This window comes from Streptomyces sp. NPDC002619, from assembly GCF_042889305.1.
Taxonomy (GTDB): Bacteria; Actinomycetota; Actinomycetes; order Streptomycetales; family Streptomycetaceae; genus Streptomyces.
The window spans coordinates 24,868-37,294 of the sequence record NZ_JBIAQV010000059.1 but is presented as its reverse complement, the minus strand read 5'-3'; the positions used below and the strand labels follow the sequence as shown (position 1 = coordinate 37,294).

The following is a 12,427-nucleotide window of genomic DNA, read 5'->3' as shown; positions in this document are numbered from 1 at the left end:
CAGCCACCACACCCCCCGACAGTCGGATCGCATGTCACCACACATCCAACCGCCGCAACCGCCAATCCGGCGAACCTTCCCGGTCAGAGCACTAGGCGCAGCAGCCCCGATGGGCTTAACGTGGCCATCTCTAGCTCGAAGTTTGACAGCTCCCATGCGAGATCTTCCAGCTTTTTCAGGGCCGAGTTCACCTCGTCATCAGAGGGCGATTTCTGTTCCCGACCTCCGCTGACGATCTGGGATATATAGGCCAGGGAATATCTGTGGAGCGCTCCCCAAAGCTCCATCAGAGCCCTGTCCACCTTGTTCCAGGTCTTTTGGAACCCTTGGTGTGATTCATAGAACTTTTCGTCCAGCCAGCGCTTTTTAGAAGGCTTTTGAGTATGAAGCGTCATGTTCTGAGCCTGGAATACGTCGCCATTTACGGCGCCGCCGTCAACGCTATTGGAGAAACCTGTTGGTGAGGTTGGTGGCAGCTGCGAATGATCGTCGTATGGGCCTACTGGGGGGTGGTCGCTGCTGGCGCAGGTGGTGATGTCTTCGAGGGACAGGGGGTTCCCTGCGGCTTTGATGGTGCTGGTGAAGCCAGGGCGAGCGGCGAGCGTGGCCAGGGGAACGGCGATGAGCTGGGTGCCCGGGTAGTGCCTCGCGCGGTCCGTGGTCAGGACCCCGGTCAGCAGGTTCCCGCAGAACAGGGCGGCCCCGGATGCCCCAGACCAGGACGACGGCGCACCGGCCGTACTGGGGGTGGCAACATGGTCGATGTGCGCGGTGATCAGGCCGGACTTCAAGCCGCTCAGGGTCTCGATATGCCCTCTGATCTGCTTGGTGTCGCGCTTTCCGTCCCGCTGCTCGGCCTGTGGGAACCCCACCGCGACACAGGCGACCCGTGCCCCGGCGGCACCATGTGAGGGTGGGGGCAGACGCCCCCAACGCACCGGTGTCGCAGATACGGGAGGCTGCCAGGCCGAGTCGGTGATGAGCAGCAGGGCGACATCGGTGTGCGGGTCTTGCTCGATGCGGAGCGGTTGCTCCGGCCACACCACCTCGGCTGGCACCCACGTGGTCGGCGGTTCTCCGTGCAGGGCGAGCCGGCGCACCTCCACCACACGCTCGGGAGTGGATCCCGCATGCTCAATGTTGTGGTAGGTGGTCAGGACCAAGCGGTCCGTGATCAGGTAACCGGTCCCGGCGATCCGGCCTGCCGGGTCCCAGACCTCCACCACCCGTTGCACGTCCACTCGTGGACCCCCGTTCTCTGCATCTCACCAAGTGGGCGCCAGTCGGAGGATTATTGGGGACGCTGGTGGGTGTGGTCGCCGATCTTCTGATCCTGGCCGTGCTCGTCGACCGGATGCAAGGTGATCTTCAGGCGAGAAGCGGTGCCGGCCGCGTACCCGGCCTTCGCCTCGGCGCTGGCACTCCAGGGCAGGACCGACACCTTCGCACCCGCCTGGCCGTCCTTCTTGACATCCACGGCGAACTCCAACTCCACTGGCCCGGTACGGAACTGCATCGTGTGTCCGTGACCGTCGGCCATAGCCTGCTCCAACTCGGCACGGACTGCGGTGATGGCCTCGGACAATCCCGCCCACAGCTCCTGCGACATGAGTGGCTCCCCCGGATTCGCTGAGGTGACGTCAGGTCGGCAGAGTAACGGTTGATGACCGGAGAAGTGCCGGGGATGGCGATCTGCCGCCCTGCCAGGCTGCGATGGCAGCAGGGCACTGACACAACCGGCCAGCCGTGCCCGGCACGACGGCACCCGGCACGGACTCCGAGGCCTTGCCTCCCGAGGAGCCCCTGAGGCTCCCCCGCACCGGCGGCCCCCCTCCCCGGCACAAAGCCTGAAGCAGAGACGGCCTAACAATCTGCAGGACAGAGCCCAGATCTTGCATCGGCTGCGGTTTGTGTCCGCAGATGGATACTTGGCCACAAGTAAGTAACAGCGGGAAGAAGTTGCTGCCGCTGACGGTGAAGAACGCCGCGTCGGCCCCTGCTTCGAGCGGTCACACGCACTGAGGTGAGCGAGGCACTGTCGCGGATCGCTGAGGCGCTGGAGGGCGTGAGCGAGGACGAGGCGACTGCGGCATTGGCTGCTGTCGGCGCTACGAGTCGGCGGCGGCCGGCGCGCCGCAGAGTGGGTCATGTACGCCTCTCCCGGGGCCTGGAGGCTCGTCGGACGTCCACTCAGAGATGGAGTGGGTCTGAGCTTGATGCGGCCACTGTGCCGTGGTGTGGACGCTTGAGTCGTTCCTGACTAAGCATCTGTGACTCAGCCTAGTTTTCCGCCTCAGACCACGGCTGAGTTACAACCTTCTCTGCGGAGTTTCAAGGCCCGCGCACGGCGCGGGCGCGCGCCGCCTCTGCGGCGCGGCCTGCCTCCTGTCTCCGCCCCGGCTGGCCGCGCCCGGCGGCACGCTACGAGCAGCGGGCAGAGCAGGAAAACCCTCTGTGGCTGAGGCCGGTCGGCTCCACGGCTTTAGCCACCTCCCCGGTCCGGGTCCCGCGTCGAGCAAGACGAGGGGGCCACTCGTGGACATTGCGGGCAGGTCCAAAGCCTGCCCGAGTTGCCAACCAGCGTACGGCCCCCTGATCATGCTCGACCCCAGACCGGGCAGGCCACCGGCCAAACCCGTTCCACCGCAGAGGCGACTGGAGCGACTAAATGTTCGAATTCTTCTAAAAGCATGGCACACCCGGCAAGCGGCGTGGTAAAACGACAAACAGACGAAGCTAGGGTGAATCTCGGGAGTCTTCTTTGATTCGGGAAATTAGACTTAAGAACTTCAAGGCATTCGAGTCGTTCTACATCTCTTTTCGAGATTCTTCGCTGCTTGTCGGCCCCAACAGCGCTGGGAAGAGTACGATCTTGACAGCGCTTCGGCTGGCTGAAGCGTGCCTTAGGCTTGCGAAAAGGGTTCGGCCAAGCACATCCAACCCTCATAACGGATCTTACTATCTGTCTTATACCGTGCCCACTCGCGATTTTGCGGCGCTCAGCGAGAGCATTCGCCACAACTTTCGAGATCACGAAACGAGTATGGAACTCGTCTGGAAAAACGGAAGTAAGATGAGGGCCGTTTGGCCAGAGCGGCGCCCATACGAAGGTGAGCCGACCCCGTTCTTCTATTTGCTCGATCCTGCCGGAAATCCTCCTCGTTCAGTCGCACAAGCGAAGGCGCACTTCTCGACTATCGGCGTGATTCCCACACTGTCTCCCCTGGAACACGAAGAGCCGATTTTGGAAGTCGAGACGGTCAAGAAGAACCTCAACACTCGCCTCAGTAGTCGCCACTTCAGAAACCAGCTGAGAATGCTCGACAATTCAGGCGAGTGGGACGACTTCATGAATTTCGCAAGCCCTTGGCTAGCAGGAATCAGCCTGAAGCGCCCAGTGACAAAGTACGATACCTCCAGCATCGACGTGTTCTTTACTGAGGGGAGGAGCGGGTCAGAGAAGGAAATAGTATGGGCTGGCGACGGAGTTCAGATCTGGCTCCAGCTACTTCTACACCTTTATCGAGCGCAGGATCTTCCGACGCTCGTCCTAGATGAACCAGAGGTTTTTCTACATGCCGATCTCCAGAGGAGGTTGGTGCGGCTCCTGGAATACATGGACTCTCAAGTCGTCCTAGCGACCCACTCGACAGAGGTCCTCACAGAGGCCGACCCAGCATCTATTGTCTGGGTAGACAAGACAAGGAGCCAAGCTGTAAGGGCACCCAAAGACGAGAACTTGACGGGCCTACACTCGGCACTGGGCAGCGTGTTCAACTTGGCCATGGCGAAAGCACTGAGGGCTAAGGGCGTGGTCTTCGTAGAGGGTAAGGATGTCAGGATCCTCAAGCTTGTTTCGAAGACCTTGGGTCTTGGTCGGATCTCAGAGGAGACCACTCTTGCCGTAGTTCCCATGAATGGGTACTCCAAGTGGGAACATGCGGAGGCTTTTGGATGGTTTCTTCGGAAATTTTTGGGTAAGTCCGTCAAAGCCCTAGTCCTACTGGACCGTGATTATCGAACTGACAGCCAAGTTAAGGATGTAGAGAACCGCTTCGACAGCGCCATGGTGCAGGCACACATCTGGAAGCGGAAGGAGTTGGAGAGCTACCTCATCATTCCCGAAACTATCGCACGACTCTCCAAGTGCCCTGTCGCTGAGGTTGATAGCATCATCGAAACCGTTATGGGTGAGATGCAGAATAAAGTCACATCACGCCTTCTGGCAGAAAGGCTTGCATCGGAGAAGCGTACGGGCCGCGATGTTGCCGAGATCAATGAAGAGGGGTTGAACGACCTAAGCGAGGGTTGGAAGCGGAGTGAATTTCGGTACTCTGTTTGTCCTCCCAAAAAGGTGCTGGCTGGCCTGAATAAAGAGCTACAAAAGCGGAAGTACAAGGCCGTCTCCTTTGAGGCTGTCGCAAGAGCGGCAAAGACGGAGGAGATCCCCGTTGAAATGAGTACATTCTTGCGGAAGATTGAATCCCTGGCCGATTAGGGCTGGCACGTTCCACGTGTTGCCAGATCTGCCACAGGTGTACCACTCAAGCCCCGAGGTGATCGGGGCCCGGGCGACACCTTCTCAGAGCAGGGATCTACGCATGAGCGCCCTCCCGGGCCGTCCTGGGGCCGTGACAGGGCGCTCGATGGTGACCAACGTCGACGAAACGGCCGCCCGTGATCAGTTGTGGCTGTACAGAGCGCCGTGCGAGAGGTCCGGGCCAGACAGAGCGAGAGAAGGACCTGCGGCGCTTCCTCCGCCAGCCGTCTACCCCTCGAAATGGTCCTCCGGGGCCCTGGGTGCGGTGCACTGCCACGCCTGTCCCCGCTGGAAACTATTCCTTGGTACAAGGCCCCGGACCTGGCCCTTTGCTACAGGTGTTCTCTCGTAAAGCCCTGGAGGCAAGAGCCCTTCCCCCCAGGCCAGGACAAGGAGCAGCTAGTAGTACTCCCGGATGTATCCCAGTGCCCTCCCGAAGACATCCTGGTCGTGAATCTTGAACTTGATGTAGAGCGCCTTGCGGAGCGCCTGCTGGACGAGGCGATCGCCTTCGTTGGTGCCCTGCCAGCCGTCAAAGCGGACGCTGCGGACGACGGAGTCGACCTCGTCGACGACCTTCTCGGCGGTGATCGGGGTCTCCTCGCCCTTGAGTGACTCGAAGAGGTCGGTCAGAGCGGCCTTGCCACGCTCCTCGCGTGGCACCTCAGCGGCGGCCTTCTCCGCTGCGACCGTGTCTCGCGCCAGCGCGAAGAGCTCCTTGAGGAACTCAAGCGAAGCCTGCTGGGAGTGGGCGTACTTCTCTCGCAGAGCATTCAAACGCTGGCCGAGCTCGATGAAGGCCGGGTTGCCTACGTGCTTGGAGATGCGGGCGGTGATCCACTTCTCGACCTCGACGGGGTCGATGTCCTTGCGTTTGCCGGTCATCAGGTCCTCGATGACCTGCGCATCGAGGACGATGGTTTCCAGGTCGGTGCGGGGGACCTCGACGGTGACGTGCTCGTTTATGAGCTCGAGGGTCTTGGCGCCCAGCGCGTGCCAGACCAGCCGACCGGTGACGTCGATAGGCTGCACAGACTGGTAGACGTCGGTCAACCAGCGGTAGTCCGACTCGTACTCGGACAGGATAGGGTTCGGGGAGAGGGTTTCCCACAGCTGGGCGACGACGCTGTATACAGCTCCGAATGCGTCGCGGGACTCATCAGAGTCGATCGCGGTCTGCGCCTGGATCAGGCCCTCATATCCGCCGACGGTGCGGTCGACGCCAGGGAAGAACGCCAGCGCGGCTTCGATTGCCGGCCCGAGTTGCTCACGCAGTACCGCGATGTTGGAGATGACCTGCTGAACGGACTTGTCGTCGAACTCGAAGGCCTTGGCGACGTCGTCGAAGATGCCGAGGTAGTCCACTATCAGGCCGTGGGTCTTCGCGGGCGGGTAGACCCGGTTGGTGCGGCAGATTGCCTGGAGCAGGGTGTGCTCGCGCAGCGGCTTGTCAATGTACTGGGCGTAGAGGATCGGGGCGTCGAAGCCGGTGAGCAGCTTCGCGGTCACGATAATGATCTTCAATGGGTCGGCCGGATCGTTAAAGCGGGCGGTGATCCGATCCAAGTCCTCCCGACCGGGCGTCCACTGCTTCCACGCCAGCTTGTCACCGCGGCTGGCGGACATCACGATCGTGGAAACATCCGGGCCGAGCAGTCGGTCAAGCTCTTCCTTGTATGCCACGCAGGTGGCCTTGTCGTAGACCACGACCTGCGCTTTGAAGCCCTGCGGCTCGACCTTAGTGGTGAAGTGCTCGGAGATGTCTGCGGCGATCTTGCGGACCCGGGCGGGGGCCTTGATCAGCGCCTCCAGCGAGGCGGCCTTCTTCGACAGGGTGCTGCGGTCCTCCTCGGTGAGCCCGTGGCGGTCGGCGAGCTCGTCGAAGGCGGCGACGATCGCCTCCTCATCGAGGTGGATCTCCGAGAGGCGTGGCTCGAAGTGCAGTGGCAGGGTGGCGCCATCGCGGATGGAGTCGGAGAAGGAATAGCGCGAGAGGTAGCCGTGCTCGTCTGTCTCGGATCCGAACCACATGAACGTGTTGCGGTCGCGCTTGTTGATCGGCGTTCCGGTCAACCCGAACAGGAACGCGTTGGGCAGCGCCTCGCGCATCTTGCGGCCGTAGTCGCCCTCCTGGGAGCGGTGGGCCTCGTCGACCATCACGATGATGTTGTCGCGCGCGTCCAGAACACCGAGCGCTTCGCCGAACTTGTGGATGGTGGTGATGATGATCTTCCGCGCCCCCGCAGCCAGGAGCTCCTGTAGCTCTTTGCGGGACTCCGTTGAGACCAGGTTCGGTACGTCTGAGGCGTTGAACGTCGCGGTGATCTGGGTGTCCAGGTCGATCCGGTCAACCACGATGATCACCGTCGGCGAGGTCAGCCCCGCCATCGCGCGCAGCTTTTGCGCGGTGAACACCATCAGCAGCGACTTCCCCGACCCTTGAAAGTGCCAGATCAGCCCCTGCTTGATCCGCCCATGCAGCACCCGCTGCACGATTAGGTTGGTCGCCTGGAACTGCTGGAACCGCGCGATCACCTTGATCTTGCGGTGGTTCTTGTCGGTCGCGAAGAGCGTGAAGAACCGCAGGAAGTCCAAGATCGCACCCGGATCCAGAACGCCTCCGACCGCCTCCTTAACCGCCGCGAGGCCTACCTGCACCGGCGTGTGGTCGTCACCAGACTCATCCGCCCGCCACGGCCCCCACAGCTCCACCGGCATCCCGACCGACCCGTAGCGGAAGTCCTTGCCCTCGGTGGCGAAGTTGAGCACGTTCGGCACGAAGAACGCCGGGACGTTGACTTCGTAGTCCTCTTTCACCTGCGCTGCCGCGTCGATCCAGGTGTACGCCGGCCGCACCGGCGACTTCGCCTCCCCCACGACCAACGGGAAGCCGTTGCACCAGATCACCAGGTCGAATCGCCGCTCTAGTTGCCCGACCCTGTAGGTCACCTCGGACGACACGATCCAGTTATTTGCACTGCGCTCGCCGGGGTGGCCGAAGTCGATCAGCCGCACCGTCACATGCTCACCGTCCGGCCCGAACGGCATCGACTTCTGCCCCGTCAGCCACGCCGCGAACTCCTCGTTCGCCACCACCGGATTCGGCGTGTTCCGAGCCGAAATCAGGATTGCCCGAAGTTGGTAGATAACCTCATCGGCCAGACGCGGATCCACCTCGATCGCCGGGTTGAGGCGAATCAACGCCTCCCGCACCTGCTGTGCCAGCAACACCTCATCGGTGCGCCGTGGCAGATGGCTTCCCGGCACGAACTGAACATCATCGGTCGCCACGAGATCCCGGACCAAGTCGCGCACCGTGTTCGCCTCATTGAACGTCACTCGGCACCTCCGAATATCTCAGCGGTGATCCCACTTCGAAGGCTGGCGAGTCGAAATGCCTCAACATTGGCACCTACGGTTGCGGTGCGTCTTGCCCGGATCACCGCGTGCAGGGTCGTGCGATCCGCAGGCCACGGAACCTCGACCTTCATGAGATCGCCCTTGTTGAGCTTACGTACGATTGTCGTGGTCTCGCGCGCCTCCAGCGCTGCACGGCCAAGTGGATGAGCCAGGACGGCTTGCAGAAGTTCAGCGTCGTCGGCGGGTAGACCTATGACGGACGTGATCTGCTGGTTTGAGATACCCGGCTCGATAACGATCGCGGACTTTCCAAGATCACCACCAATACACGCAACAGCTACTGCGTTCTTTGGCAGCATCCGGCCCACTTTCGCGCCAGCGAGACTCACTCGCTGCCTAGCGGACGCGATGAACTCACCATCGATCTCGGATGGCGTGTAGAAAGGAACATCCTCACTATTCCAGTAGTCGGCGTTCGCCTTCGAAGGCGTTGAACCCGTAACACACTTGCCGATGTCTCCGATGGTGAGCTTGCGTTCAGCCTCCCACGCATGACGAAGCACCACGGCCGCCGCATCCCAAGCATGGTCAGCTCGCTCCCGGATGCTCAACCTGTACCTCTCCAGCGCCCAGAGGAGGTCGGAGAGGCGCTGCTGTTCGTCGAGGGGTGGGAGGTCGAACTCATAATTCGCGAGCTCGGTCCAGTTGATGTACGGGTTGACCGAGCCACGGGAGTTGGCCACCGCGTAGGCATGGAACACCTCAGCGCTGAGGACGAACGGCAGGAACCTTTGCAGCAGAACCGTCTCATCGCGGCTCTCAAGCACGAAGGTCTTCTCACCGGTAATGCCCTCGAAGTCCGGGACGGCCGTCTTACGCAGGTAGGAACGCCGAGAGACGTAGAGGACTTGGCCAGGCTTGAACCGTTTGTAGAACATCGGTCCGATCGGGTCGCGCCCGATCACGCCCCACTGGGTGATCGTGAGGTCATTGCTGGGGATATGCTCGCCGGCCAGGAAGCGTTCGATGCCTGAGGTCTCGGCGTCGACCCGGTCGGTGACGTGCTTGGCGATGTCGCCGAGGGCAACTCGCTTCCAGGAAGCTCGGTCCAGGTCTAGGGTCATTTGGGCGCCACCTCACCAAGCAAGGCCAGAACGTCCGCAACTGTTCGATCAGACTCATCCGCAGCCGTCCGCCAGTTCACCAGCGCACTTTCGAGCGACACACCTTCGGCCGTGGCGCCGCTCCTTGTCGACGACGTGACGTACGAGGAGATGGCGAGTGAGTACCCCCGTTGGCGAATGTCTTCCAGGGTGGCCAGGGCGGCGAATCCGTCGATGGCTTCGAATGTCTGGTAGGCGTCGAGGATCCTCGTCTGGTTCGCGGCGCGCAGAAACGACTGCGCCCGCTCGCGCGCTACCTCCTTGCTGGCGTCGATCAGGAGAACCCTCCCCCGACGCTCCCGCGGCTTCTGGGTGCGCAGAATGACGACGGCAGCTGGCATCGGCGAGTTATAGAAAAGCCCTTCTCCGAGGCCGAGCACGCACTCAACCATGTCCGACTCGACCAAGCCCTCGCGTACAGTCGCTTCGTCACGCCGGAACAGCACACCGTGTGGGAGAAGGATCGCAGCACGGCCGGTCCTCGGGGCAAGACTCTTGGCGATGTGCTGCAGGAAGGCGTAGTCAGCCCGATTCTGCGGCGGGACGCCCCACATGTTGCGGCCGTAGGGGTCCTTGGTGAAGGCGGCCCGGTTCCAGGCCTTGATGGAGTAGGGCGGGTTGGCCAGGACGACGTCGAAGGTCCGCAGCCGGCCGTGGGCGTGGAGGAAGGCCGGTTTGGCGAGGGTGTCGCCGTGGGCGATGTGGCCGTCGGCGATGCCGTGGAGGAAGAGGTTCATCTTCGCGATCGCCGAGGTGCCGTAGTTGAGCTCCTGGCCGTACAGGCGCAGGTTGCGCCACTCCCTGCCCTGGCGCTTTAGCTCGGCGACGGTGGAGATGAGCATGCCGCCGGTCCCGCAGGTGGGGTCGTAGACCGACTCCCCCGGCTCGGGCTGGAGCATCATCGTCATCAGGTGCACCAGGGTGCGGTTGGTGTAGAACTCCTGGGCGGTGTGGCCGGAGTCGTCGGCGAACTTCTTGATTAGGTACTCGTAGCCCTGCCCGAGCTCATCCTCGGGCAGGTTCGCCACCGACAACGTCGTGGTCGAGAAGTGCTCAATCAGGTCCGAGAGGGTCGAGTCGGGAAGCAGGTCCTTATTGGTCCACTCGCCGTCGCCGAAAACGCCGGTGAGGGTGTCGGGGTTGGCAGACTCGATGGCCCGCATCGCGGCCTTGAGTGCGGTGCCGACGTTGCTGGTGACCTTGCGCAGGTCGGCCCAGTGGGCGCCGTCGGGGATGGCAAAGCGGTGGTTCTCCGGGAGCTCGGCGAGCTCCTCGTCGCCGTACACCTCCAGGGCGGCGGCGTGCTCCTCGTCGTAGACGTCGGAGAGGCGCTTAAGGAAGACCAGCGGGAAGATGTACTGCTTGTAGTCGCCGGCGTCGATCAGGCCGCGCAGCAGCACTGCGGCGCCCCACAGGTAGGACTCCAGTTCTCGCTGGGAGATCCGCTTCGGGTTCGTCGTGGTCATGCGCCCAGCCCCCACTTCGCCAGCTCGGCCTCCAGCGCTGCGCGGGTCTCGCGGACCTTCGCGTGCGCGGTCTCCAGGTCGGCCAAGGCCTGCTCCAAGGTGATCTGCTCGCCGCCCTCGGCGGGCCCGACGTAGAGCGGGATGCTCAGGTTCCAGCCGTTGGCCTTGATGCCGTCCAAGGTCGCGACCGCGGCCAGGCCGGGCTCGTCGGCGTACTCCTGATACATCTTCAGGAGGGTCTCGGCGTGCTCGGGTTCGAGGGTGTTCTGGTTGCGGCCGCGCTTGAAGAGCATCTCTCCGTTGAGGAAGAGCACCTTGTCCTGCTGCTCGGCGGGACGCTGGCGACGCAGGATCAGCGCGCAGGCGGCCAGGCCGGTGCCGTAGAACAGGTTGGGCGCCAGGCCGATGACGGCCTCCACGAAGCCGGCTCTGAGGACGTGCTCGCGGATGCGGCCCTCAGCGCCCTGACGGAACAGGGCGCCCTGCGGAAGGACGACCGCGACCCTTCCTCCAGTGGGCGCGGCGGAGGTGAGCATGTGCTGGGTCCAAGCCCAGTCGGCGTACCCCTTTGGCGGCACCCCGCCCAGCTCATTGCGTCCCCACGAATCGGAGGCCCACTGCTCGCGGCCCCAATTCTTCAACGAGAACGGCGGGTTGGCGATCACGCAGTCGAACATGGCCAGCTGGCCGTGGTCGAAATAGGCCGGGTCGCGCAGCGTGTCGCCGCGCTCGATATGGAAGTCCTCCACGCCGTGCAGCAGCAGGTTCATCCGGGCGATCGCGGAGGTGGTGAGCACCTTCTCCTGGCCGTACAGCTTGCCGAGCACGGTCTTCGGGTCACCGCCGCGGGCCTTGATGTGCTGGATGACCTCGATCAGCATGCCGCCGGTGCCGCAGGCCGGGTCGTAGACCGTCTCGCCTTCCTGGGGGTCGAGGATGTTGACCAGCAGCGCGACCACCTCGCGCGGGGTGTAGTACTCGCCGGCCTTCTTGTTGGACTGGTCGGCGAACCGCTTGATCAAGTACTCGTACGCCTGTCCCAGCACGTCGGGGGCGGCTTGGGAGATTGAAAGGGTCTTGGTCGAGAAGTGCTCGATCAGGTCAATTAGCTTGCTGTCTGGGAGCTTGTCCTTGTTGGTCCAGGTCGCGCCGCCGAAGATGCCGTACAGCGTGCCCTGGTTGGCCTGTTCGATCCCGCGGAAGGCAGTCTTGAGTGCCTCACCGACGTTCGCGGTGCGTTCGCGCACGTCTGCCCAGTGGCATCCCTCGGGGATGGTGAACCGGTGGTTCTCCTCGAACGCCGCATACGTGTGGTCGCCACCCGACTCGTCCAGCGCGCGGGCGTACTCCTCGTCGTACACATCGCTGATCCGCTTGAAGAACATCAACGGGAAGATGTACGCCTTGAAGTCCGCCTGGTCGACGCTGCCCCGCAGCAGATCAGCCGCCTTTGCCAGATACGACTCCAGCTCCCCCAGCGTCAACGGCACCAGAAGCTCCTGCTGCCCCACGCCGACCGCACTTGACCCCACTGATCACTGCCCGTTTCTACACTCGACTTGCTCAGCTTGCCGTCCCGGCGAGCACACGTCGGAGCCTAGCGGGATTCGCCAGGACTGTACCGAATACGGTCAAGGTTTCGACCTCACAGTCCAGTCCTACAGCTCCGCATCCATGATGCACTTATGGGACAAAAGGTGTCTAAAACTCCGCAATCTGCTAGAAGAGCGACTGGTCCTGCCGGTTGCCATTCCCGGAGCCGGATGCCGACCGGGCGCAGCTGGAGTCAATAATCACGCCGCGCGGAACTGGACGCGATCCGCATCAGCTCCTTGACCAGGCGCCCGCCGACGATGAAGTCGCCGACCACAACGGCTTTACCCCTTCGGAACGACGCG

General features: G+C 62.7%; 7 protein-coding genes and 1 pseudogene. 2 read left to right on the top strand and 6 right to left on the bottom strand.

From position 1 onward, the window contains the following. Positions 1-83 precede the first annotated feature (83 nt). Positions 84-1,241, bottom strand: a complete 1,158-nt coding sequence (locus ACFYXB_RS40705; RefSeq protein WP_389590131.1) for a trypsin-like peptidase domain-containing protein — start codon at positions 1,239-1,241, stop codon at positions 84-86. Between the two features lie 50 nt (positions 1,242-1,291). Next, complete coding sequence (locus tag ACFYXB_RS40700) at positions 1,292-1,609, bottom strand: trypco2 family protein (RefSeq protein ID WP_389590129.1); 318 nt, start codon at positions 1,607-1,609, stop codon at positions 1,292-1,294. A gap of 1,152 nt (positions 1,610-2,761) precedes the next feature. On the opposite strand from ACFYXB_RS40700, the pseudogene ACFYXB_RS40695 reads away from it, so the two are divergent. Both ACFYXB_RS40695 and ACFYXB_RS40690 read left to right on the top strand, forming a co-directional pair. Then, a pseudogene (locus ACFYXB_RS40695) lies at positions 2,762-2,881 on the top strand (AAA family ATPase); the annotation flags it as partial. 162 nt (positions 2,882-3,043) lie between these two features. Next, positions 3,044-4,498 (top strand): ATP-dependent endonuclease, encoded by a 1,455-nt coding sequence (locus ACFYXB_RS40690; protein ID WP_389590138.1) that lies wholly within the window; start codon positions 3,044-3,046, stop codon positions 4,496-4,498. 441 nt (positions 4,499-4,939) lie between these two features. Here the strand turns inward: ACFYXB_RS40690 and ACFYXB_RS40685 are convergent, their stop codons facing one another. The 4 genes from ACFYXB_RS40685 to ACFYXB_RS40670 are packed head-to-tail and all read right to left on the bottom strand — an operon-like array spanning position 4,940 to position 12,019. Further along, the gene (locus ACFYXB_RS40685; RefSeq protein ID WP_389590127.1) at positions 4,940-7,879 is read right to left on the bottom strand and encodes a type I restriction endonuclease subunit R; all 2,940 of its coding nucleotides are present in this window, start codon (positions 7,877-7,879) and stop codon (positions 4,940-4,942) included. Beyond that, on the bottom strand, positions 7,876-9,024 hold the full coding sequence (locus ACFYXB_RS40680) for a restriction endonuclease subunit S (RefSeq protein ID WP_389590125.1): 1,149 nt from the start codon (positions 9,022-9,024) through the stop codon (positions 7,876-7,878). The genes ACFYXB_RS40685 and ACFYXB_RS40680 overlap by 4 nt, the downstream gene beginning before the upstream one ends. Next, on the bottom strand, positions 9,021-10,529 hold the full coding sequence (locus ACFYXB_RS40675) for an N-6 DNA methylase (protein ID WP_389590124.1): 1,509 nt from the start codon (positions 10,527-10,529) through the stop codon (positions 9,021-9,023). Before ACFYXB_RS40675 ends, ACFYXB_RS40680 begins: the two co-directional genes overlap by 4 nt. Continuing rightward, positions 10,526-12,019: an N-6 DNA methylase gene (locus ACFYXB_RS40670; protein ID WP_389590123.1), complete on the bottom strand. Its 1,494-nt coding sequence runs from the start codon at positions 12,017-12,019 to the stop codon at positions 10,526-10,528. The genes ACFYXB_RS40675 and ACFYXB_RS40670 overlap by 4 nt, the downstream gene beginning before the upstream one ends. Positions 12,020-12,427 lie beyond the last annotated feature (408 nt).

What these genes read in the sequence shown, in the direction of transcription:
- ACFYXB_RS40700 (WP_389590129.1), bottom strand. Translation starts at nt 1,609, where the DNA reads ATGTCGCAGGAGCTGTGGGCGGGATTGTCCGAGGCCATCACCGCAGTC.
- ACFYXB_RS40690 (WP_389590138.1), top strand. Translation starts at nt 3,044, where the DNA reads ATGGAACTCGTCTGGAAAAACGGAAGTAAGATGAGGGCCGTTTGGCCA.
- ACFYXB_RS40680 (WP_389590125.1), bottom strand. Translation starts at nt 9,024, where the DNA reads ATGACCCTAGACCTGGACCGAGCTTCCTGGAAGCGAGTTGCCCTCGGC.
- ACFYXB_RS40675 (WP_389590124.1), bottom strand. Translation starts at nt 10,529, where the DNA reads ATGACCACGACGAACCCGAAGCGGATCTCCCAGCGAGAACTGGAGTCC.